The organism is Arthrobacter sp. 05N425, assembly GCF_056397125.1.
Genome location: NZ_JBFTMU010000007.1, coordinates 144,879 through 168,127 on the forward strand (window position 1 = coordinate 144,879; position 23,249 = coordinate 168,127).

Here is a 23,249-nt window from a genome sequence, read left to right on the forward strand (position 1 = left end):
AGCCTCAGGGACATGGCCTCCGCGGACATCCCCGCGGTGCACGAGCTGGAGCGCCGGCTGTTCCCGGTGGACGCCTGGCCCCTGCAGATGTTTGTCGACGAGCTCGCCCAGACCGAGACCCGACGCTACATCGTTGCCGAGTCCGGCGGCTCAATCGTCGGGTACGCGGGGCTGATGTGCATCGAACCCATCGCGGACGTGCAGACCATCGCGGTTGTGCCCGAACAGGAGGGCCGTGGCATCGGTTCGGCGCTGCTGACCGAGCTCATCCGGGAAAGCCGGCGGCGGCATGCGGCCGATGTGCTGCTGGAGGTGCGCGCGGACAACCCCCGCGCCCAGCAGCTCTACCGGCGCTTCGGCTTCGAGCAGATCCATGTCCGGCCGCGCTACTACCGCGACGGCGTCGACGCGCTCATCATGCGCCTCGAGCTGCACGCGACGGAACAGCCAGCGCCCGGCAACACCACGGACCACACACAGCCAAGGGGAACAGGCCAAGAATGAACCACCACCCACGCAGCTCCGCCCCGCTGGTGCTTGGGATCGAGTCCTCCTGCGACGAGACCGGCGTCGGCATCGTCCGCGGCACCCGCCTGCTCGCCAACACCGTCTCGTCCTCCATGGAGGAGCACGTGCGCTTCGGCGGGGTCATCCCCGAGATCGCCTCCCGCGCGCACCTCGACGCCTTCGTCCCCACCCTCCGGGAAGCGCTCGCCGCAGCGGAAGTGACGCTGGACGATATCGACGCCATCGCTGTCACCTCCGGCCCGGGACTGGCCGGAGCCCTGATGGTGGGCGTCTGCGCAGCCAAGGCCCTCGCCGTCGCCACCGGCAAGCCGCTGTACGCGATCAACCACCTCGTGGCGCATGTGGGCGTCGGACTGCTCGAGCCCGGCGGCGGCGCGCCGGAGGACGGCGGCTCGGACGACAGCGGGCAGGCGGCCGGCTCCGGGACCGCCCTGCCGGAGAACCTCGGCGCGCTCCTGGTCTCCGGCGGCCACACCGAGATCCTCCGGATCCGCAGCATCACGGACGACGTCGAGCTGCTGGGCTCCACGATCGACGACGCCGCCGGCGAGGCGTACGACAAGGTGGCCCGGCTGCTGGGGCTCGGCTACCCGGGCGGGCCGGCCATCGACAAGCTGGCACGCACCGGCAATGCGAAGGCGATCCGTTTCCCCCGCGGTCTTACCCAGCCCAAGTACATGGGGACCGCCGAAGAACCCGGCCCGCACCGCTACGACTGGTCCTTCAGCGGACTCAAGACCGCCGTCGCCCGCTGCGTGGAGCAGTTTGAGGCGCGCGGCGAAGCGGTGCCGGTGGCGGACATCGCGGCCGCCTTCCAGGAGGCCGTGGTGGACGTGATCACCTCCAAGGCGGTGCTCGCCTGCCGCGAAAACGGCATCACCGAACTGCTGCTGGGCGGGGGAGTGGCGGCGAACTCGCGGTTGCGCCAGCTCACGGAGCAGCGGTGCACGGCGGCCGGAATCCGGCTGACCGTCCCGCCGCTCTCGCTGTGCACGGACAACGGGGCCATGGTGGCCGCGCTCGGGGCGCAGCTGGTGATGTACGGAATAGTGCCGAGCGGGCTCAGCTTCGCGCCGGACTCGTCGATGCCGGTGACGAGCGTATCCGCCTAGGAGACGGCCCAGGAATCTAGGCTTCGGGCCCCTTGCGCATCTGCTCGACCAGATCCAGGACGACGGCGCGCAGGTCCCCGCCGTGCTCCGCGGCGACGCGGCGCTGCCGCTGGTAGCCGGCCCCGCGCTCGATAATCTTCTCGACGTCGGCCAGCTCCGCGCTGCAGCCGAGCTTGGCAGCCACGGGCTCGAGCCGGGCCAGCGTCTCCCGCAGGTGCTCGGTGACGAGCTGCTCGTTGCCCTCGGCGTCGAGGATGATAATTGCGTCCAGACCGTAGCGGGCCGCGCGCCACTTGTTTTCCTGGACATGCCAGGGCGGCATGGTCGGGATGGTGCCGCCGTTGTCCAGGATGGTGGAGAACTCGTCCACGAGGCACTGGGTCAGGGCGGCGATGGCCCCCACCTCCTCAAGCGTGGCCAGGCCGTCGCAGATGCGCATCTCGATGGTGCCGAGGTTGGGTACCGGCCGGATGTCCCAGCGGATCTCGGAGAGGGTGTCGATCACCCCGGTGGTGAACATGTCCTGGACGTAGGACTCGTATTCTTCCCAGCTGGAGAACTGGAACGGCAGTCCCGCCGTCGGCAACTGCTGGAACATCAGCGCGCGTTGCGAGGCGTAGCCGGTGTCCTCGCCGCCCCAGAACGGGCTGGAGGCGGAAAGCGCCTGGAAGTGCGGGAAGTAATTGACGAGCCCGTCGAGTACAGGAAGTACCTTGTCGCGGCTGTCGAGGCCCACGTGCACGTGGACGCCGTAGATGACCATCTGGCGGCCCCACCACTGGGTGCGGTCGATCAGCTTGGCGTACCGCGCCTTGTCGGTGACGGGCTGGAGCTGCGGCGGGCTGAAGGGGTGGCTGCCGGCGCAGAAGACTTCGACGCCCATCGGGTCGGTGACCTCGCGCACCGCGGCGAGGGAACTGTTCAGGTCCGCCTTCGCTTCCGCCACGGTGGTGCAGATGCCCGTGACGAGCTCCACCGTGTTGAGCAGCAGCTCCTGTTTGATGTGCGGGTGTTCGTCATCCTCGTTCAGCTCGGGATGCCGGGCGGACACGCCGCGGAGCACCTCGCTGGCCACCGAGGCCAGCTCACCGGTTTCGGCGTTGACGAGCGCGAGCTCCCATTCCACACCAAGAGTTGATTGCCTGGATGAAGCGAAATCAATCTTCATGTGGTCCCTTCGCTGTTTTGTTGCCCGCCGGTGTTTGTCACCTGCCAGTGTGTGTTCGCCGCCGGTGTTCATTGGCCGCTGGTGTTCATTGGCCGCTGGTGCAGCCCGGTTGCGGCATGCAGTGGCCAGGCAGCGGTGTTCAAAGTCTAGTGCAGGGGTAGCATCCAACTGGTGGTCAAGTTACAGCTGATGCGTGAGAGTTTTCACAGAAGAAGCCTGTTCCCGGCAGCCGCGGCGGTTCTGACAGGGCTCGCCCTGGTATCCACAGGCTGCACCGGCCCCGGCGCCTCGAATCCCGCCCCGTCCCAGGGCCGGAGTGTCCACAGCGCCCCTCCGCCGGCCGGAGATGCCCGTTCCGCGAAGCCACGCCCCCTCGGATGGAGTCCGGACCAGCGCCCCCGGGAAGCTGCCGGTCGCCGTCGGGCGGCAAGGGCCTGGTTCCGGCTGCCGCTGAGCCGTTGCCGTGGCGTTTCGTGGCGTTTAATGGTGCTGTGCCCATCCTGAATAAAGACATGACCCTGTGCATCTCGCTCTCGGCCCGGCCGAGCAACAACGGGACCCGCTTCCACAACCACCTGTACGAACAGCTGGGCCTGAACTGGATCTACAAGGCCTTCGCCCCCACCGACCTGGCCCAGGCCATCGCCGGCGTGCGGGGCCTGGGCATCCGCGGCTGCGCCGTGTCCATGCCATTCAAGGAAGACGTGATCGCCCTCGTGGATGTCATGGACCCGTCCGCGAAAGCCATCGACTCGGTCAACACGATCGTCAACGACGGCGGTAAGCTCACGGCCTACAACACCGACTACACGGCGATCGAGCAGCTGCTGGAACGCAACGCCGTCCCCACGGACTACACGGTGTGGCTGCTGGGCGCCGGTGGAATGGCGAAGGCCACTGCGGCGGCACTGCGCGACGCCGGATTCCGGCACGTCACGATCATCGCCCGCAACGAGGCGGCCGGCCGGGCGCTCGCCGGGCTCTACGGATTCGAATGGCGTGCAGTACTCCCGGCCCCGGATTCCGCAGAGGGCACAGCCGACCTGCTGATCAACGTGACGCCCGTCGGCATGGCTGGCGGCCCCGAGTCCGGCGCCCTGTCCTTCCCGCCGGAAGCCGTGGCGGCCGCGAAGGTGGTGTTCGATGTTGTGGCGCTGCCCGCCGAAACGCCGCTGATCAAAGCCGCGCGTGCGGCCGGCAAGCAGGTGATCACCGGCGCCGAGGTCGCCACCATCCAGGCCCTCGAACAGTTCGTGCTCTACACGGGCATCCGGCCCAGCGACGAACAGGTCCGTGCCGCCGAGGAGTTCATGCGGGCCCAGTAGCCCCGCCCCGCAAGGCCGGCCCTAGGCCGGTTCCACCGAGATGGCCACCCGCTCCTCCCCGATCCTGGTGAGGACCAGGGTGGCCGTCTTCTTGGCCGCATTCTTGGCGCTCCTGCCGCCGCCGGGGAGCAGTTGCTTGCGCAGTTCCTCCGGCGTGACCGAGGTGCCGCGCTTCTTGATGTCAAGGACGCCCACGCCGTTGTCCTTGACCCAGGACTTGAGCGCCTTGACGTTGAACGGCATCACCTCAAGGACCTTGTACGCGCGGGCATACGGGGTATCGTGCAGTTCCGGCGCGCAGATATAGGCGATGTGTTCGTCCAGCAGATGACCGCCCAGCTGGAGCGCGACGTCGGCGACCAGGCCGGCGCGGATCACGGCGCCGTCGGGCTCGTAGAGGTAGCCTTCCACCGGGCCCAGCGGGGCCTCCGGCCCGGCGCCGAAGTCCTCCGAGCTGGTGAGCTCCGCGGCGCCTTGCGGGCCGAGTACCAGCGCGGCACGCCGGATTCCGGGCCGGCGGACCGCGTTGAACCACAGCGCAACTTCGGTGACGTCGCCGCCCACCGAGACCCACTGCGCCTCGCAGTCCTCCGGGACGGAGGCATGCGGCATGCCCGGGCCCATCTTCACGCCGACGGCACGGCCGGACGAGGCCAGGGATTCCACGAAGGACAGCGGGGGGGAGAAGTCCTCCGGATCCCAGAGTCGCTTGGTCCCGGAACTTGAGGTGGTGCGGCGCGCCGGGTCCAGCCAGACGCCGTCAATCCCGTCGAGCGGGACGGCGGCGGCATCGGCATGGACGACGGTGGCGTTCCGGAACGGGATCAGGTTCATCGTGGCGCAGGCGGCGGTGGTTTCGTCCAGTTCCACGGCGGTCACCTTGATGTCCAGCGAGGCCAGGGCCATTGCGTCGGCTCCCAGTCCGCAGCCCAGATCCGCCACATGGGCAATCCCGGCCTCGGCGAAGCGCTGCGCGTGCCGCGCCGCTACGGTCAGCCGGGTGGCCTGTTCCAGGCCGGCCCGGGTGAAAATCATCTGCCGGGCGAATTCACCGAACTTCGCTTCCGCCTTTGTCCGCAGGCGGGACTGGGTGAGTGCCGCGGAGACCAGCTCGGGGGAATGACCGGCCTTCCGGAGCGAGGCGTTGAGGCGGAAGGCCTCCTCCTCGCGGTACGGTCCCAGCGAGGCCAGCAGCTCCCAGCCCTCCGGATTGAGGAGCGGGGCGATCTGGTCCTGCGTAGTCTCAGCCATGCCATCAAGCGTAGTTCAGGCGGGGAACGCCGGGCGCGCCCGATAGGCTGGACGGCATGGATGGCAGGGACACAGACGACTTCGGCACGGCAGGCACCCGGGAGAACACCGTCGGGGAGGCCCGGGACAGCCGGGGACTGGCCCGCTTCGCCCGGCCGGCGCTGATCGCCGGCATCGTGATCGCCGTCGTATGCGTGGCGTTGCTCGTCATTATCTTCTTACTGGACTCCTTCAATGCGACCGTCTACTCGGTCGGCGGCAAAGACGTGAAGGATGCGACCGATGAGGCGCGCGCGATCCGTGACACCTATGCCGCAGCCCGGGTGGGCGGCATCATCGCCCTCGTCCTCGGCGTGGTCGCTGCCCTCGCCGGCGGCTTCGTGCTGTACCGCGAACGCAACGCCTCCGCCCGGATCGAGGAAGACGACGACGGCCAGGACTGGGACTACGAGGACCTGGCGGGGGAGTAGGCCGCCCCAGCCTGGGCGCGGACCGAGGGACATGCCCATCCTTCGGCACCAGCACCGGACATATTGCCGATATGTCCATTGCCGGCAGCTGGCGATGAGCATGTCCGTCACTCCGGACGGTCCCGCCGGACGTTCACCAGTGACGAACTTCTGGCACTCACCTTGACCGAGTGCTAACTACTTACATAGAGTCGTCATTAGCACTCTCCCTAGGCGGGTGCTAACACGTGAAGCATGTTCCGCCGGGCTACTGCCGGCACCGCGACGACGGTTTGTACGCCACGGATCACCGCTTCATAGTCCACAAATTTGCTGACGAAAAGGAGAGGTCCGAGTGTCGGTCTCTATTAAGCCTCTTGAGGATCGTATTGTTGTCCGCCCGCTCGAAGCCGAGCAGACCACGGCTTCCGGCCTGGTTATCCCGGACTCCGCACAGGAGAAGCCGCAGGAAGGCGAAGTTGTTGCAGTAGGCCCCGGCCGCTTTGATGACAATGGCAACCGCGTTCCCGTTGACGTTGCCGTTGGCGACGTTGTCATCTACTCCAAGTACGGCGGAACCGAAGTTAAGACCGGCGGCACCGAGTACCTCGTGCTCTCCGCCCGCGACGTTCTGGCGATCGTCGTAAAGTAACTCTCTTGGACCCCCGCGCCGCCGATCCTTCGCTTTGAACGAACGGCTGCGCGGGGTTCTGTCTTGAAAGGACAAAACCATGGCAAAGCAGCTTGCGTTTAACGACGCTGCCCGCCGGTCGCTCGAAGCCGGCATCGATAAGCTCGCCAACACGGTCAAGGTGACGCTCGGCCCGCGCGGCCGCAACGTCGTGCTGGACAAGAAGTGGGGCGCCCCCACGATCACCAACGACGGTGTGACCATCGCCCGCGAAGTAGAGCTGGACGACCCGTATGAGAACCTTGGCGCACAGCTCGCCAAGGAGGTCGCCACCAAGACCAACGACGTCGCCGGCGACGGGACCACCACCGCCACCGTGCTCGCCCAGGCCCTGGTCAAGGAAGGCCTGCGCAACGTTGCCGCCGGCGCCGCCCCGGGCCAGATCAAGCGCGGCATCGAGGTCTCCGTCGAGGCCGTGGCCGCCCGCCTGCTCGAAAACGCCCGCCCGGTCGAGGGCACCCAGGTGGCCAACGTGGCCGCGATCTCCGCACAGAGCGACGAGGTCGGCGAGCTCCTGGCCGAGGCCTTCGGCAAAGTCGGCAAGGATGGTGTGATCACCATCGAGGAGTCCTCCACCACGCAGACCGAACTGGTCCTCACCGAGGGCATGCAGTTCGACAAGGGCTACCTGTCCCCGTACTTCGTCACCGACGCGGAACGCCAGGAAGCAGTCCTCGAAGACGCCCTTATCCTGATCAACCAAGGCAAGATCTCCTCGGTCCAGGAATTCCTGCCGCTGCTGGAAAAGGCGCTGCAGAGCTCCAAGCCGCTCTTCATCATCGCCGAAGACGTCGACGGCGAGGCACTCTCCACGCTGATCGTCAACCGTATCCGCGGCACCCTGAACGTCGTGGCCGTCAAGGCTCCCGGTTTCGGAGACCGCCGCAAGGCCATGCTGCAGGACATCGCGACCCTCACCGGCGCGCAGGTTGTCTCCCCGGAACTGGGCCTCAGCCTGGACACCGTGGGCCTTGAGGTCCTGGGTACCGCCCGCCGCATCACCGTCACGAAGGACAACACCACCATCGTTGACGGCGCCGGTTCGGCCGAGGACGTCGCGGCCCGGGTTGCCCAGCTGCGCGCCGAGCTGACCCGCACCGATTCGGACTGGGACAAGGAAAAGCTGCAGGAACGCCTGGCCAAGCTGGCCGGCGGCATCGGCGTGATCAAGGTTGGCGCTGCCACCGAGGTCGAGCTGAAGGAAAAGAAGCACCGCATCGAGGACGCCGTGTCCTCCACCCGCGCTGCCCTCGAAGAAGGCATCGTGGCCGGCGGCGGCTCCGCCCTCATCCACGCCCTCAAGGCGCTTGATGAGGATCCGGCTGTCCAGGCGCTCGACGGCGACGCGGCAGCTGCCGTGGGCATCGTCCGCCGGGCCCTGACCCAGCCGCTGCGCTGGATCGCCCAGAACGCCGGCTTTGACGGCTACGTCGTCGTCGCCAAGGTGGCCGAATCCGCCGTCAACCAAGGCTTCAACGCCAAGACCGGCGAATACGAGGACCTGATCGCGGCCGGTGTCATCGACCCCGTCAAGGTCACCCGCGCGGCCCTCCGCAACGCGGCCTCCATCGCGGCGCTGGTTCTCACCACCGAAACCCTCGTGGTGGAAAAGCCGGCCGACGAGGACGAGCACGCCGGACACCAGCACTAAGGTTCCCGCGCACTAGGTTCCGTGCAAAGAAGGGACCGGACCAGCGTCAGCTGGTCCGGTCCTTTTTGTTCCCCGGAGCCATGCCGTCGGGGTCCGGGCATCGTGGCCGGCGTCATCCGAAAGGGACCGACGCCGAACCGGGTTGTATAGTTGCTCTGGCTGTCTTGCGTTGTTTCTACGGGGGTTTGTATGTCTGGAGCGGTAACGCTCGTCTCGCCGCGCGAAACGAGCGCCGAGCCACGTCCTGCCCGGGGGACGAAATTCAGGCCGGAAATCCAAGGACTGCGTTCGCTCGCGGTGCTCATGGTGGTCACCTACCACATCTGGTTTGGCCGGGTGTCCGGCGGCGTCGACATCTTCCTGCTGATCTCGGCGTTCCTGATGACGCTGCAGTTCGTGGGCCGCTTCGAGCGGGGTTCGCAGATGGCGCTGATCAAGCATTGGCTGCACCTGTTCCGGCGGCTCCTGCCGGCGGCCGCCGTCGTCATTGTCACCACGCTGGCGGCCAGCTACTTCCTTTTGCCCCGCACCCGCTTCCCGGATGTGGTCGCGCAGAGCTGGGCATCGCTGTTCTACGTGGAAAACCGCGTCCTGCAGGCCGAAGCCGTCGACTACTACGCGGGGGACCACGCGCTGGCCAGCCCGCTCCAGCACTTCTGGTCGCTGTCCATCCAGGGCCAGGTGTTTATCCTGTGGCCGCTAATCTTTGCCGGCGCAGCGTTCCTCGCACGACGGTACAACCTGCGCTACCGGGCGCTGCTCAGCTACATCTTCGCCGCGATCTTCCTGGCTTCGCTGACCTTCTCGATCTACTACACGGCCACCAACCAGTCCCAGGCCTACTTCGACACCGGCGCACGCCTCTGGGAGTTCGCACTGGGCACGCTTCTGGCCTTGTTCCTGCCGGGCTTGTCGTTCCTTTCGCAGTCGGTGCGCGTGGTCCTCGGCTGGGTCGGTGTCTTGGCCATGGTCAGCTGCGGCTTCATCCTGGATGTGGAAGGGGCTTTCCCCGGGTTCGTGGCGCTCTGGCCCACCCTGGCCGCCAGCTGCGTCATCCTGGCCGGGCAGACCAACAGCCGCTGGGGAGTGGACCGCATCCTCAGCGCTGGCCCCCTCGTAAGGCTCGGAGATAATTCCTACGCCCTCTACCTCTGGCACTGGCCCGTCCTGGTGCTTGCCCTGGCCTGGAGCGGCAAGGAGCATGCGGGATGGCTTTCAGGCAGCCTGATCATCGCCGTCTCACTGGGGCTCGCCTTCCTGACCACCCGTTTCGTCGAGAAGCCGTGGCGGTCCTGGGCATGGCCGGAAGTCCGACGTCGGCGCGCTGCCCTCGCCGTGGCGCTCTGCCTCGCAGTGGTCGCGGTGCCGCTCACCGGGGTGCAGCTCCAGCAGCACTTCCAAGCGCAGGCTGTGATGGCAGAGTCACAGCGGAACAACCCCGGCGCCCTGGCCCTGGTGCCCGGTTTCGTCAGCGCGGCGGACAGCGACGCCCCGATCCTGCCCCTGCCCGAACAGCTCAAGAACGACTGGTCCAGCCTGGGCAACCGGTGCTCCGGCGACCTTGAACCCGAGGACCGTTCGCTGAGGAGCAGTTGCTCGCAGAACACGGCTCCGGACAAGCCCGCCAAGACCGTCCTCGTGCTGGGGGATTCCCACGCGCAGCAGTGGCTGGCCGCTATCGATGCCGTCGGCAAGAAGAACGGTTGGCGCGTCTATTCCATCCTCCGGGCCGGCTGCCGGTACACCATTGCCGCCCAGGGGCGGTCCATTCCCTGTGACACCTTCAACGCTGCCGTCACGGAAGAGGTCACCGACAATCCGCCGGACGCCATCATCACCGTGGGCACCGTCGCCGCGGTGTCTTCCCCGGCGGAAAAGTTGTCACCCGGCCTTGAAGCGACCGCGAAATTCTGGACCGGGAAGCACGTCGAAATGGTCGCTATCCGCGATAACCCGCGCTTCAACTTCAACATTGCCGAATGCGTGGCGAACAAGGGAATTGAGAGCCCGGACTGCGAACGCGCCGAACGCGACGTGCTCGCCGCGAAGAGCCCTCTGGCTCCGTTGCATGGCCGGGTGCCAGGACTGTCGTTCGTTGACATGACCGACCTGATCTGCGACGGAAAAACCTGCCCGGGGGTGGTCGGGAACACGTTCGTCTACAAGGACAACAACCACCTGACCCGCACGTATGTGGCCTCGATGTCACCCGTGTTCGGCCAGCGGCTCGCTGAGTCGACCGGCTGGATGTAGCGCGCAGGCCCCGCGGGGGCCGCCCCGGGGCCGCCACGGTGCAGCTCAGTGGTGCAGGCGCTGGGCGTTCCTCCGCAGCTTCCGCGCGGCGTCGCGCGGCAGCCGCTTCGTGACTAGCCGGTAGAACAGCAGCACCGCCACCGCCGAGACAATAATCCCGACCAAGTTCACAAGGAGCTGGAGGGCGGAACCTGCGGCCTTCTGGTACTCGCCCAGCACGAGGGAAACCGCTACGAAACCGGCGGCCGGGACGGTGGTCACGGAGATGAACACCCCGATGAGGGCCGCCGAGCGCCGGCTGATCACGGACAGCATGCCGGCGGTCCCTGCCAGCAGGGCGACAATCAGGGAATAGGGCCCCGGGTGATAGATGAACTCCACAGCCGAACCGCGGTCCAGGGCGTCAGCTGGAAAGAGCCCGAGTGGTACGGAGAGCCAGGCCGTGAAGGCCGCCGCCAGCATCGCGACCGGGAACCCGACACCGAGTGCCAGTGCCGCGCTGCGCCCCAGCCGCCACTGGCGCCGCACCAGGGCCACGGCCAGGGCGGCGAGCGGGCCGAACTCGGGCCCCACCGCCATGGCACCGACGATCGCGATGGTCGAGTCGGTGACGATGCCGATCGCGGCCAGCTGCGTCGCGAGGACCAGAAACGCCAGGTAGCTCCACGTCAGCCGGGAATCCTCCCCGGTCTGCCGCGACACCTCATCCCAGATCATCGCGTCCGCACCTTCGCCGGGCGCCTCAGCGACCGCCTGGTCCGCGCGATCGGAAAGCACCAGCTCCGGCGTGGTGACCGAGATGGAGCCAACGTCCTGGACGTTCAGTGCGTGGAGTTTTTCGATCAGCGACTCGACGGACTCCCGTGCCATGAACACGAGGATGACGTTGCCCGGCGGCACCACCGAGGCGCCGGGGTGCAACGCAACCTCCGCGACGCCAAGCTCACCGGAGCAGCACTCCACCACGGCTCCGGAGAGCTCCTCCGGGACACATATCCGCACCTGCACGATCACTCGCGGCCTCCTTCGACTCGTAACAGCCTAGCCTCGCCGGTACGCCCTGCCCCGGGAATCCCGGGCGGAAGGCGCCCCGGAAAGTGGCAATGAAAATTACGGTTCGGTAACATTGATGTTTTGGAAGCCAGCCTGAGGGATCCCGCGTGACGAACGAGCGAACCATAGCCAGCCCGCAGCACGCGGCCGCGGGTTCTCCCGCGAGCCGAAAATCGGGGTACCGCCCGGAGGTGCAGGGCCTGCGTGCCCTCGCCGTTCTTATGGTGGTGACCTACCACGTGTGGCTTGGCCGGGTCTCCGGTGGCGTCGACATCTTCCTTCTCATCTCGGCCTTCCTGATGACCCTGAGCTTTGCCCGCAAGGTGGAAAGCGGTAAGCCGCTCCACCTGGTGAGCCACTGGCTGCATCTGCTCAAGCGGCTGCTGCCCGCCGTCGTCGTGGTGGTCCTGGGCGTGCTGGCAGGCACCTGGGCCATCCTGCCGGCAAGCCGCTGGCCGGACATCCTCGACCAGGCCTGGGCGTCACTGTTGTACCGGCAGAACTGGCTGCTCGCGGACTCTGCCGTGGACTACTACGCCCAGGACCACTCGGGAGCCAGCCCGCTGCAGCACTTCTGGTCGCTGTCCATCCAGGGGCAGGTCTTCCTGCTGTGGCCGCTCGTGTTCGCGGGCGCCGCCCTGCTGCGCAAGGGACTGCGCTACGCGCTGCGCCGCTGGACCGGGGTGGACGAACGACTGCTGAATTACCGCCTGTTCCTGGCCCTCGCGTTCGGCGCCATCTTCGCCGCATCGCTGGTTTACTCTATCGAGCAGACCGCCAGCAACCAGGCCTACGCCTACTTCGACACCCGTGCGCGGCTCTGGGAATTCGCTTTGGGCTCGCTGCTGGCGCTGGCCCTGCCGTACCTGAAACCGGGAAGGATCCTGCGCCTGGTGCTGGGCTGGGCGGGACTGGCGGCGATGCTCTCCTGCGGGCTGCTGCTGACGGTCGACCGTTCCTTCCCCGGATTCATCGCGCTGTGGCCGACGCTGGCTGCCGCCGCCATCATTGTGGCGGGGCAGAGCGGCAGCCGGTTCGGCGTGGACCGTTTCCTGACCTGGCGGCCGCTCGTCGCCCTCGGCGACAACTCCTACGCCCTCTACCTTTGGCACTGGCCGTTGCTGGTGCTGGCCCTGGCCGGGATGGGAGTCAGCGTGCCGGACCTGTGGCAGGGGCTCGCGATAGTCGCCATCTCCGTGGTGCTGGCCGTGCTCACCACCCGCTTCGTGGAGAAGCCGCTGCGCGAGTGGCACTGGCCGCAGCGCCGCGCCTGGCGCACCGCCGTCGTCATCGCCGCCTGCGGGGCCCTGCTGGCCGGCCCGGTGACTTTGTGGCAGAGCCACATTGTGGCCGACGAAGCCGCGGCCGCGTCCCAGCCGAAGGAACTGACGCCCGGCGCCGCAGCCCTGGCCCCGGAGAACGCCGGGAAGCCGACGCCGGAGGCCAAGATCATCCCGGCACCGGCCGCCATGAAGAACGAATGGGCCGACATCGACGGGCTCTGCACCGACGGCAACGTGCCCAGCGACCCCCTCCTGCAGGGCTGCCTGCAGAACAGCCGGCCGGACAAGGTCACCAAGAAAATCGTGGTGCTCGGCGACTCGCATGCGCAGCAGTACATGGCCGCGCTGGGCCCCATCGCCAAGAGCCACGGCTGGGAGGTCGTCACCCTGCTCAAGGGAAACTGCCGCTTCGGGGGAGAGTCACCCGAGCGGGATGCCGACTGCAATGCCTTCAACAAAGCCAGCTCCGACTACGTCCTGTCGCACAAGCCCGACGCCGTCTTCACGGTCGCGTCGCTGACGCACAAGGAGGCGCCGTTCGAAACCGAGGTGCCGCAGTACCTGGAGGGGATCAAGCCCTTCACCGACGCCGGCATCGAGGTTGTCGGCATCCGCGACAACCCGCGGTTCACCACCAACATGCCCGAATGCGTCCAGAAAAAGGGCCCCGACGCCGCCGAGTGCAACGTCCCGCTGCAGGAATCCCTGGCGGCGTCCTCACCGCTGGACGACTACCGCGGCAAGGTTGCCCGCCTGCACCTGATGGACATGAGCGACTTCATCTGCGCCGACGGGACCTGCCCCGCCGTCGTCGGGAACGTGTACGTCTACAAGGACGACAACCACCTGACCAAGACCTACGTCCAAAGCATGATCCCAATGTTCGAAAAGCGACTGCTCGCCGCCACCGGCTGGAAGTGACGCCCCCGGCGCCGCCAGTCGGATGCCGTTGCTCACATTCGCGTCCCGGAATATGGGGATCGCCGCCAAGGTTCTAGTATTTACACAACACCTCTGCACAGGCCATGCCCGTAATGACGGGCTGGTCATCTGCTGCAACCCCTACCCGTGAACCCAGAAACCCAAGGTAAGAGGCGCACTCATGACCCAGCCCGAACACGACCCTTTCGGCTTTGTTGGCCTGACCTACGACGACGTCCTGCTCCTGCCGGGACACACCAACGTCATCCCCTCCGAAGCTGATACCTCCTCGCGGATCTCGAAGCGCATCACGGTGAACACGCCGCTGCTGTCCGCCGCGATGGACACCGTCACCGAGTCGCGGATGGCCATCGCCATGGCCCGCCAGGGCGGCCTTGGCGTCGTGCACCGGAACCTCTCGATCGCCGACCAGGCCGACCAGGTGGACCGGGTCAAGCGCAGCGAGTCCGGCATGATCACCAACCCCCTCACCATCGGCCCCGAGGCCACGCTGGCCGAGTTGGACGAGATCTGCTCGCACTACCGGGTCTCCGGCCTGCCGGTCGTGGACGAGGGCATGCGGCTGCTGGGCATTGTCACCAACCGCGACACCCGCTTCGTGCCGGAGACGGATTTCCCGATCCGGCTGGTCAGCGATGTCATGACCAAGATGCCGCTGGTCACCGGTCACGTCGGCATCAGCCGCGAGGAAGCCTCGCACAAGCTTGCCACCAACAAGATCGAGAAGCTCCCGCTCGTCGACGAGCAGGGCCGGCTCAAGGGCCTCATCACCACCAAGGACTTCACCAAGGCCGAGCAGTACCCGCTGGCCACCAAGGACGACGAGGGCCGGCTGCGCGTCGGTGCCGCCATCGGGTTCTTCGGTGACGGCTGGGAGCGGGCCATGGCCCTGATCGACGCCGGCGTGGACGCCCTCTTCGTGGACACCGCCAACGGCCACTCGCAGGGCGTGCTGGACATGATCCGCCGGCTGAAGTCCGACCCGGTGGCAGCGCACGTGGACATCATCGGCGGCCAGGCGGCCACCCGCGAAGGCGCCCAGGCCCTGATCGACGCCGGCGCCGACGGCATCAAGGTCGGCGTCGGCCCCGGATCCATCTGCACCACCCGCGTCGTCGCCGGCGTCGGCGTCCCGCAGATCACCGCCATCTACGAGTCCGCCAAGGCGGCCATCCCGGCCGGCGTGCCGCTGATCGCCGACGGCGGCCTGCAGTACTCCGGCGACATCGGCAAGGCCCTGGTCGCCGGTGCGGACACCGTTATGCTCGGTTCCCTGCTGGCCGGCTGCGACGAGTCCCCGGGCGACCTGATCTTCGTCAACGGCAAGCAGTTCAAGAGCTACCGGGGGATGGGTTCGCTGGGGGCCATGCAGACCCGCGGCAAGAACACCTCCTATTCCAAGGACCGCTACTTCCAGGCCGACGTTTCCGGTGACGACAAGCTCATCCCGGAGGGCATCGAAGGCCGCGTGGCGTACCGCGGCCCGCTCTCCTCCGTGGCCTACCAGCTGGTCGGCGGCCTCCGCCAGACCATGTTCTACACCGGAGCACCCACCGTCCCCGAGCTCAAGGCCCGTGGCAAGTTCGTCCGGATCACCCCGGCCGGGCTGAAGGAATCCCACCCGCATGACATCCAGATGACGGTGGAGGCGCCGAACTACGGTTCGCGCTAAGTCCCGGGCGCCGTGGGCCCATCCGGCCCCTGCCACCACGCCGACTTGAAGGGCCACGGGATTCGTCCCGTGGCCCTTTCGCGTTCCGCCGCCGCGGCCCGCAACTAGGCTGGAGGCATGTCCGAACTCCTGCCCGCACGCGAGCCGAAGCGGAAACTGGCGCTGCGGCCCTACGCCCGGGCCGTTGCGCAGGTTCTGCGGGTCAGCTTCCGCGCCTCGCCCGCCGCCGTCGTCATGAAAGTCGTGGGCTCGCTGGTCTCGGCGCTGCTGCCCCTCGTCACCACCTACTACGCCGCGCTGACCACGACGGCGCTGGCAGCCGCCTATGCGGGAAACGCCGCCGCCGGGCAGCAGGCCATCGTCTACGTCATCATCACCGCGGCGCTTGGCCTGTTCTGGGGAGCCTTCAGCAGCGTGGACCGCTACATCCAGCAGCTGATGAGCTTCCGGGTCGGCGCGATCGTCGGGGACCTGATGTACGAGCGGTTCCTCGCCCTCGACTTCTGGCGCTACGACGACAAGGAAACGGTGGACCTGTACGACCGGGCGAAGCGCTTCTCCGATTCCTACGCCCGGGTCCTGGACCGGATCGCCGCCATCTTCACCCAACTGGTTTCGGTGGTCCTGGCGATCGGCGCGCTGCTGCTGGTCAGCTGGTGGATCGCGGTGATCGTTTTGGTCGCGATCGTGCCCAGCGTCTACCTGCAGTTCAAACTGTCCCGGGAACAGATCGCGCACTGGAACACGCAGGTCGATTCACGCCGGCAGCGCCGGATGATCGAAACCAACCTGCTGCGCCCGCAGCACATCGCCGAGATGCGGCTCTACGGGATCGTCGGCTACCTGATGGGGCTCCGCTCCCGGCTCCGGGACGCGGATGAGAAGCGCCGGCTCGACTTCCAGAAGCGCTACATCCCCAAACAGCTCGCCGCCGACGCCCKGCAATACGGCGCGGAGGTGGTCTMGCTGATCTGGGTGGTGGGCCAGATCATCGCCCGGGCCCAGCCGGTGGGGCAGTTCCTCTACGTCCAGCAGATCGTCAGCCGCGCCCTGTCCACCGCCAACAGCCTCGTCTCCTCGCTCAGTTCCATCGACGAGGACCTCGCCAACCTCAAGGACTACGAGCTGTTCATGGCGCTGCCGGTCCACTCCGACCATGCCCCGCCCCTGCTCCAGGCGCCCCGGACCGTGGAACTGCGGGATATCCGGTTCACCTACACCGGCAGCGAGCTGGAGGTCATCAAAGGGATCTCGCTGACCATCCGGCAGGGCCAGCACATCGCGGTAGTGGGCGAGAACGGCGCCGGCAAGTCCACCCTGATCCGGATCCTCGCCGGGCTCTACCGCCCGGATTCGGGCCAGGTGCTGCTCGACGGCGTGGACCTCGCCGCCGTCGACGTGAAGTCGTGGCACCGCCACCTCGCGGTGCTCAGTCAGGAGTTCCTGAAGTACGAGTTCGCCACCGCGGCGGAGAACATTTTCTTCGGCGACGTCGATGCGCCGCGCGACGACGACCGGATCCGCCGGGCCGCGTCGGACGCGGAGGCCCTCGAGTTCATCAACAAGCTGCCCAACGGGCTGGATAACCACGTCAGCAACTGGATGGAGGACCCGCGCGGCCGGAAGGGCAGCGGCCTGTCCGGCGGGCAGTGGCAGCGCCTGGCCATGGCCCGGAACTTCTACCGGGACGCGTCCTTCATGGTGATGGACGAACCGACGTCGGCAATCGACGCCCTGGCCGAGCACCGGATCTTCACCCGGCTCTTCGCCGACCGCAGCAGTACCATCATCGCCATCAGCCATCGGCTCGCCACGATCGAGAAGGCGGACATCGTCTACATGCTCGAGGACGGCCGGATCGTGGAGCAGGGCACGCACAAGGAACTCGTGGCACTGCGCGGCCGCTATTTCCGGATGTTCGAATCGCAGCTCGCCGTCGACGAGGCCGAGGGGGTCTGAGCCGCCGGACATGCCCTCTGCCGGCGACGTCCCGTGGACATAGCGGTGTTATGTCCACTCCGGGGCACAAAGAATGGGCATGTCCTCCCGGGGAGGGAGGGCATGCCCATTCTTAGCAGCGGCCGGTGGTGCTACGAGGTGGTCACCGAGGTGTCGTCAAGGTAGAAGTACGTTGCCAGGGAGGAATCCTCCACGCCGAGGAACCGCAGCGTGACGGTCTTGCCCTTGAACGAGGACAGGTCCAGCGTCTTCAGGACATAGCCGGTGGACTTGTTCAGGTTGGAGTAGGTGGCCAGCGTCGTGGTCACGCCGCCGCTGATGGCCTGGACCTTCAGGGTGTCGTATGCGGTGCTGGTGGTGGTCTCATCCGAGAGCGTCTTCAGGTAGAAGGACAGCGAGGAGCCGCTGACGGAGGACGGGATGGAAAAGGCCTGGTCCAGCGTGTACGACGTCGACTTGCCCCAGCCGTTCAGCCCCGCGAAGCCGCTGCCGCTGCGGGCGGCCGTGCCGGTCTCGAAGGTGTCCGACTGGTTGGAGGTCCAGGACGCCGAGCCGCTTTCAAAGCCGGGGTTCAGGAGCAGGTTGCCCGACGGCGGCGGCGGGGTGCTTCCGCCGAGGAGCCCCATCGTAGCCGTGGCGTCAGAGAGGCCGGCGCCGCAGCCCTTGGTGCAACCGCCGGGCATGGCCCGGGTGCCCTGCCGGAGCGTGGACTCGACCTGGGCCGGGGTGAGGGCAGGTGACTTGGACTTCATCAGGGCGACGAGCCCGGCGACGTGCGGGGTCGCCATCGACGTGCCCTGGTAGCTGGCGTAGCCCGCCGCACCCGGCGTCGTGGTTCCGGTGTTGAGCGTGGAGAGGATGCCTCCGCCGCTGACGCTGGTGTCGCCGCCCGGAGCGGTGAGATCCACGGTGGCGCCGTAGTTGGAGTAGTAGGAGAGGGCGCCGCTCGGGTTGCTGGCGGCGACGGTCACCACCGAGTTGCAGTTGGCCGGACGGAAGCCGGAGGCATCCTGGTTGCTGTTGCCGGCCGCCACCACCACGGTCGTGCCCCGCGACACGGCGGAGTCGATTGCGGCCTGGTAGGTGGTGCCGCAGGCGCCGGAGCCGCCCAGGCTCATGTTGATGACCTTGGCCGGATTGGCGTTGGCGGGGATCCCGGAGACAGTCCCGCCGGAGGCCCAGATGATGGCGTCCGCGATGTCGGAGAGGGAGCCGCCGCACTTGGCGAGGACCCGGACCGGCAGGACCTTGGCGTTGGGCGCGACACCGGCCACGCCGGTGGAGTTACCCGTCACCGCGGCGATGGTGCCGGAGACGTGCGTGCCATGCCAGGAGGAGTTGCCGGCGGTGGTCTGCCCGCACTCGCCGGCGGCGTACCAGTCACCCTGGTCCTGGGCGTTGGAGTCGCGGCCGTTGCCGTCACGCGCATCGGTGGCATCGGAGACGAAGTCGTAGCCCGGCAGCACGTTGGCGTCCAGGTCCGGGTGTGCGGTGATGCCGGTGTCGATCACCGCAACGGTGGACCCCGACCCGGTGGAGACATCCCAGGCGCCGGGGATCCGCATGCCATTGGCGCCGGTGAAGTCCCACTGCTCCCCGTAGCGGGTGTCGTTCGGCGACAGGACGGCCGTCATGCGGGCGTCGGGTTCGACGGCGTTGACGGCGCCGGAAGCGACGATCGAGTCCATGAAGTCCGTGGCGGCCTGGTCGGACAGGGGTTTGTCGGAGGCGATCAGGGTCGCTCCGGTAGCCAGGGCGCGCAGCTCCCGTACGCTCACCCCCTGCTGTTTGGCGGCCTTGCCCCAAGCGTTCGCGCGGCCGTTGGGGGTGGCGTTGCCCGGGGTCTTCTTGAAACTGACGATGAACTGCGTGTACGCCTCGCCGGCGTTGACGTCCGGCGCGGGGACATTTTCGGTGGCGACCGGCCCGGTGCCGGGGGCGGCGAGCACCGGGGTGACGGCGAGGGTCATGGTTCCGACGACGGCGGCCAGCGACAGGGCCAGGACGCGGGACTTCCTGAGTGATGCACTTCCCATGGGTTCTGCTTTCTTTAACCGGGCATTGCGGAATGCCCGGAACTGGGTGTGGAGGCCCCCGGCGAAATCCCCGGCCGGCCGAAAGTAAACGTAAGGGCATTTTCAGGTTTTGTAAACTATTGACAGATCGCGTCAAGTAAGTGTGAGCTATCGATTAATTCGGGTGCATACTTCGCTATCGGCCGGCCCGGCAACGCCGCCGCCGCGGCCGCCGCCGTGCCCCCGCGGGCCGGCCCGCAGCCCGGCAGGCGCGGCCAATGCCGGGTCCCCGGCCCGGTCAAGTAAAGTGGGGACGTGACTTACGAGATTGAGATTGGCCGTGGCAAGCGTGGGCGTCGTGCCTACTCCCTGGACGACATTGCGATCGTCCCCAACCGACGTACCCGCGATCCCAAGGACGTCTCCGTCTCCTGGCAGATCGATGCCTACAAGTTCGATATGCCCGTCATTGCCGCGCCGATGGATTCCGCGATGTCCCCGGAAACCGTCATCGCACTGGGCCGCCTCGGCGGCCTCGGCGTCCTCGACCTGGAAGGCCTCTGGACCCGTTACGAGGACCCGCAGCCGGTCCTGGACCAGATTGCCGCCCTCGAAAACGAGACCAACAGCCCGGCCGTCACCCGCCGGATGCAGGAGCTCTACCAGGCCCCGATCCAGCCCGAACTGATCACCTCGCGGCTCGCCGAAATCCGCGCCGCAGGCGTGACCGTGGCCGGCTCCCTGACGCCGCAGCGCACCCAGGAGCACTACAAGACCGTCGTGGCCGCCGGCGTTGACATCTTCGTCATCCGTGGCACCACGGTCTCAGCCGAGCACGTCTCCAAGGACCATGAGCCGCTGAACCTCAAGCAGTTCATCTACGAACTCGACGTCCCGGTGATCGTCGGCGGGGCGGCCGGCTACACCCCGGCCCTGCACCTGATGCGCACCGGCGCCGCCGGCGTGCTGGTCGGCTTCGGCGGGGGAGCGACGAGCACCACCCGCCGCGCCCTGGGCATCCACTCACCGATGGCCTCCGCCATCTCCGACGTCGCGGCCGCCCGCCGGGACTACATGGATGAATCCGGCGGCCGCTACGTGCACGTGATCGCCGACGGCGGCATGGGCACCTCGGGCGACATCGTCAAGGCCATCGCCATGGGAGCCGACGCGGTCATGCTCGGCAGCGCCCTGGCCCGCGCCGAAGAGGCTCCAGGCAAGGGCTGGCACTGGGGCCAGGAAGCCCACCACCTCGAACTGCCCCGCGGCGACCGGGCCAACGTCGGCACCGTCGGACCGCTCGAGGAGGTCCTGTTCGGCCCGGGCCACCACACCAACGGGACCTCGAACCTGATCGGCGCGCTGCGCCGATCAATGGCGACCACCGGCTACTCGGACCTGAAGGAATTCCAGCGCGTCGACGTCGTCGTCTCCCCGTACGCCGGAAACTGAGCCCGGCGCCGGCGGGGCCAAGACCCTGCCCATCCGAAGAACTTGGAAGTAGTGTGGTGCACTACGAGGTTTGATCCGGATGGAGGCGTGAGATGAACAGTTTTCCCGGTGGTGCTCCCTTGGCCGGTGGCGCGCTAGGGCCCGCGGAACGCGAAGCGTCCCTCGCGGTGCTCAAAGCCAGCACCCAGCCCGGCAAGGAACTCGACATCCTGATCGTCGGTGGCGGCATTGTCGGCGCCGGCGCCGCCCTCGATGCCGTGACCCGCGGCCTCAGCGTGGGCATCGTCGAGGCCAACGACTGGGCTGCGGGCACCTCGTCGCGGTCCTCGAAGCTCATCCACGGCGGCCTGCGGTACTTGGAGATGCTGGACTTCGCGCTGGTCAAGGAGGCCCTGCACGAGCGCGGGCTGATCCTCTCCGTGCTCGCCCCGCACCTTGCCCGGCCCGTCCCGTTCCTCTACCCGCTCACCAAGCGGTTCGTGGAACGGCCCTATGTAGGCTCCGGCATCGCGCTCTACGACGCCATGTCCATCACCGGCGGCCACAGCCGCGGCGTCCCGTTCCACAAGCACCTGAGCAGGCGCGGCACCCTGCGGGCGGCGCCCAGCCTTAAAGACGACGCCTTCGTCGGGTCCATCCGCTACTACGACGGCCAGGTCGACGACGCGAAGTACGTCGCGAACCTCGTCCGCACCGCCGCCTACTACGGCGCGCACGCGGTGAACCAGATGGCCGTCGTCGACTTCCTCCGCGAGGGCGAACGGGTGGTCGGGGCCAAGGTCGTCAACCACGAGGACGGCTCCAGCTTCAACATCCGGGCCAAGCAGGTCATCAATGCCACCGGCGTCTGGACCGATGAAACCCAGGCCATGGTCACCGACCGCGGCCAGCTCAAGGTCCGCGCCTCCAAAGGCATCCACCTGGTGGTGCCGCGCGACCGCTTCCAGTCCACGGTGGGCCTGATCCTGCGGACCGAGAAGTCCGTGCTGTTCGTTATTCCCTGGGGCCGGCACTGGATCATCGGCACCACCGACACGGACTGGCACCTGGACAAGGCGCACCCGGCGGCGTCCAGCAAGGACATCGACTACATCCTCGAGCACGTCAACAAGGTCCTCAAGCGGCCGCTGACCCGCGAGGACGTCGAAGGCGTCTATGCGGGACTGCGCCCGCTGCTGGCCGGGGAGAATGACTCAACGGCTAAACTCTCCCGCGAACACGTGGTGGCGCACCCGGTGCCCGGCCTCGTCGTCGTGGCCGGCGGCAAGTGGACCACCTACCGGGTCATGGCCAAGGACGCCGTCGACGAAGCCACCCGCAGCATGGACGAACGCGTCCCGCCGTCCTGCACCGAGTCCATCCCGCTGCTCGGTGCGAGCGGCTTCAAGGCTGCCTGGAACAAGCGCAACCGGATGGCGGAAGAAACCGGGGTGCACGTCGCGCGGATCGAACACCTGCTCAACCGCTACGGTTCGATGGCCCCGGAAGTGCTGGCGCTGATCGGGGAGAACCCCGAGCTGGCCGAGCCGCTGCCGGGCGCGGACGACTACCTCGCAGCCGAGGCCGTCTACGCGGCCAGGTACGAGGGGGCCCGCCACGTCCAGGATGTGCTGACCCGCCGGACCCGCATTTCCATCGAGGCGTGGGACCGCGGTGTGTCCGCGGCGCCGGTAGTCGCTAAACTGATCGGTGAGGTTCTCGGCTGGAGCGACGCGCAGCGCGAGAGCGAGATCAAGCACTACCTGGCCCGGGTCGACGCGGAACGGCTGAGCCAGGAGCAGCCGGACGACGAATCCGCCGACGCAGCACGCCTGGGCGTCGAGGACATCGTTCCGCTGCGCTGACCGGGGACGCCGTACGGCGCCGCCAGCCGGCGTGCACCGACGCCACTTCGAAGGGACACCTCTTGGCGGAACCACTGGACCGGTACGATGCCGACCTCACCACGCCGCAGATGGTGATCCTGGAGCTGGACGCGGAGGACAAGTTCGACGCCGCCGCCCAGCTCGCGCAGCGGATGTACGACGCCGGCCGGATCTCCGATCTGGAGGGGTTCCTCAGCCACGTCAACGCCCGCGAACACCAGCTGGCCACCGGGCTTCCCGGCGGCGTCGGCCTGCCGCACGCCCGCAGCGAATTTGTTTCCCGCACCTCGATCGCGGTCGGCATCACCAAGTACGGCAAGGCGCTGGACTTTGGGGCGGCCGACGGACCGGCCACCGTTATCCTGCTGATCGCGACGCCCGCGAGTTCCTTCTCGGACCACCTGGAGGTGCTGGCCACCCTGGCGCGTTCGCTGTCCAAGGAGTCCTTCCGGGAGTCGCTCCGCCGGGCCTATGATCCCGAAGTGATCTCCGAACTGATCAATTCCAGCCTGGTGTTCTTCGACCACTAGCACCTGCTGCCGACGCTATGGCTGGTCTCCAGAGCCGTTTCGTTGTTCTA

At 67.6% G+C, this 23,249-nt stretch carries 17 protein-coding genes; 13 read left to right on the forward strand and 4 right to left on the reverse strand.

Translation table 11 applies throughout. From position 1 onward, the window contains the following. The first annotated feature begins 12 nt into the window (after nt 1–12). Both rimI and tsaD read left to right on the forward strand, forming a co-directional pair. The gene (rimI, locus tag AC1DGE_RS11605) at nt 13–504 is read left to right on the forward strand and encodes a ribosomal protein S18-alanine N-acetyltransferase (RefSeq protein WP_441417085.1); all 492 of its coding nucleotides are present in this window, start codon (nt 13–15) and stop codon (nt 502–504) included. Next, the gene (tsaD, locus tag AC1DGE_RS11610) at nt 501–1,640 is read left to right on the forward strand and encodes a tRNA (adenosine(37)-N6)-threonylcarbamoyltransferase complex transferase subunit TsaD (protein ID WP_476917491.1); all 1,140 of its coding nucleotides are present in this window, start codon (nt 501–503) and stop codon (nt 1,638–1,640) included. Before rimI ends, tsaD begins: the two co-directional genes overlap by 4 nt. A 16-nt stretch (nt 1,641–1,656) precedes the next feature. Here the strand turns inward: tsaD and AC1DGE_RS11615 are convergent, their stop codons facing one another. After that, nucleotides 1,657–2,808, reverse strand: a complete 1,152-nt coding sequence (locus tag AC1DGE_RS11615; RefSeq protein ID WP_441417087.1) for a glutamate--cysteine ligase — start codon at nt 2,806–2,808, stop codon at nt 1,657–1,659. 491 nt (nt 2,809–3,299) lie between these two features. On the opposite strand from AC1DGE_RS11615, the gene AC1DGE_RS11620 reads away from it, so the two are divergent. After that, nucleotides 3,300–4,133 carry a shikimate 5-dehydrogenase gene (locus AC1DGE_RS11620; protein ID WP_476908475.1) on the forward strand — a complete coding sequence of 278 codons (834 nt, stop codon included), beginning with the start codon at nt 3,300–3,302 and terminating at the stop codon, nt 4,131–4,133. A gap of 21 nt (nt 4,134–4,154) precedes the next feature. Here AC1DGE_RS11620 and AC1DGE_RS11625 read toward each other — a convergent pair whose 3' ends face one another. Next, the gene (locus AC1DGE_RS11625) at nt 4,155–5,384 is read right to left on the reverse strand and encodes a THUMP-like domain-containing protein (protein ID WP_476917492.1); all 1,230 of its coding nucleotides are present in this window, start codon (nt 5,382–5,384) and stop codon (nt 4,155–4,157) included. Nucleotides 5,385–5,440: 56 nt separating this feature from the next. Between AC1DGE_RS11625 and AC1DGE_RS11630 the strand changes: the two genes are divergently transcribed. The 4 genes from AC1DGE_RS11630 to AC1DGE_RS11645 all read left to right on the forward strand — a co-directional run bounded on the left by AC1DGE_RS11630 (nt 5,441) and on the right by AC1DGE_RS11645 (nt 10,428). Continuing rightward, on the forward strand, nt 5,441–5,854 hold the full coding sequence (locus AC1DGE_RS11630) for a hypothetical protein (RefSeq protein ID WP_441417090.1): 414 nt from the start codon (nt 5,441–5,443) through the stop codon (nt 5,852–5,854). 334 nt (nt 5,855–6,188) lie between these two features. Next, nucleotides 6,189–6,485 carry a co-chaperone GroES gene (gene groES, locus AC1DGE_RS11635; protein ID WP_028275747.1) on the forward strand — a complete coding sequence of 99 codons (297 nt, stop codon included), beginning with the start codon at nt 6,189–6,191 and terminating at the stop codon, nt 6,483–6,485. Nucleotides 6,486–6,564: 79 nt separating this feature from the next. Then, the gene (gene groL / locus AC1DGE_RS11640; protein WP_175321229.1) at nt 6,565–8,175 is read left to right on the forward strand and encodes a chaperonin GroEL; all 1,611 of its coding nucleotides are present in this window, start codon (nt 6,565–6,567) and stop codon (nt 8,173–8,175) included. 189 nt (nt 8,176–8,364) lie between these two features. Further along, nucleotides 8,365–10,428 carry an acyltransferase family protein gene (locus AC1DGE_RS11645; protein WP_476917493.1) on the forward strand — a complete coding sequence of 688 codons (2,064 nt, stop codon included), beginning with the start codon at nt 8,365–8,367 and terminating at the stop codon, nt 10,426–10,428. 45 nt (nt 10,429–10,473) lie between these two features. Here the strand turns inward: AC1DGE_RS11645 and AC1DGE_RS11650 are convergent, their stop codons facing one another. Beyond that, nucleotides 10,474–11,442, reverse strand: a complete 969-nt coding sequence (locus AC1DGE_RS11650) for a DUF389 domain-containing protein (RefSeq protein WP_476892145.1) — start codon at nt 11,440–11,442, stop codon at nt 10,474–10,476. A gap of 146 nt (nt 11,443–11,588) precedes the next feature. On the opposite strand from AC1DGE_RS11650, the gene AC1DGE_RS11655 reads away from it, so the two are divergent. The 3 genes from AC1DGE_RS11655 (at nt 11,589) to AC1DGE_RS11665 (ending at nt 17,337) form a co-directional block, all read left to right on the forward strand. Beyond that, nucleotides 11,589–13,685 carry an acyltransferase family protein gene (locus AC1DGE_RS11655; protein WP_476917494.1) on the forward strand — a complete coding sequence of 699 codons (2,097 nt, stop codon included), beginning with the start codon at nt 11,589–11,591 and terminating at the stop codon, nt 13,683–13,685. A 181-nt stretch (nt 13,686–13,866) separates the two neighbouring features. Continuing rightward, entirely contained in the window at nt 13,867–15,378 is a 1,512-nt protein-coding gene (gene guaB / locus AC1DGE_RS11660; RefSeq protein ID WP_175321232.1) for an IMP dehydrogenase, read from the forward strand. A gap of 117 nt (nt 15,379–15,495) precedes the next feature. Continuing rightward, entirely contained in the window at nt 15,496–17,337 is a 1,842-nt protein-coding gene (locus AC1DGE_RS11665) for an ABC transporter ATP-binding protein (RefSeq protein ID WP_476917495.1), read from the forward strand. Nucleotides 17,338–17,468: 131 nt separating this feature from the next. Here the strand turns inward: AC1DGE_RS11665 and AC1DGE_RS11670 are convergent, their stop codons facing one another. Next, complete coding sequence (locus tag AC1DGE_RS11670) at nt 17,469–19,373, reverse strand: S8 family peptidase (protein WP_476917496.1); 1,905 nt, start codon at nt 19,371–19,373, stop codon at nt 17,469–17,471. Between the two features lie 294 nt (nt 19,374–19,667). Between AC1DGE_RS11670 and AC1DGE_RS11675 the strand changes: the two genes are divergently transcribed. From AC1DGE_RS11675 to AC1DGE_RS11685, 3 genes are all read left to right on the forward strand, one after another. Further along, nucleotides 19,668–20,804 carry a GuaB3 family IMP dehydrogenase-related protein gene (locus tag AC1DGE_RS11675; RefSeq protein WP_441417097.1) on the forward strand — a complete coding sequence of 379 codons (1,137 nt, stop codon included), beginning with the start codon at nt 19,668–19,670 and terminating at the stop codon, nt 20,802–20,804. A gap of 92 nt (nt 20,805–20,896) precedes the next feature. Further along, nucleotides 20,897–22,648, forward strand: coding sequence for a glycerol-3-phosphate dehydrogenase/oxidase (locus AC1DGE_RS11680; RefSeq protein WP_175321236.1), 1,752 nt, complete (start codon nt 20,897–20,899; stop codon nt 22,646–22,648). Between the two features lie 62 nt (nt 22,649–22,710). Then, a complete protein-coding gene (locus AC1DGE_RS11685) occupies nt 22,711–23,199 on the forward strand; it encodes a PTS sugar transporter subunit IIA (RefSeq protein WP_441417098.1) in 489 nt (162 codons plus the stop codon). The last annotated feature ends 50 nt before the right edge of the window (nt 23,200–23,249 follow it).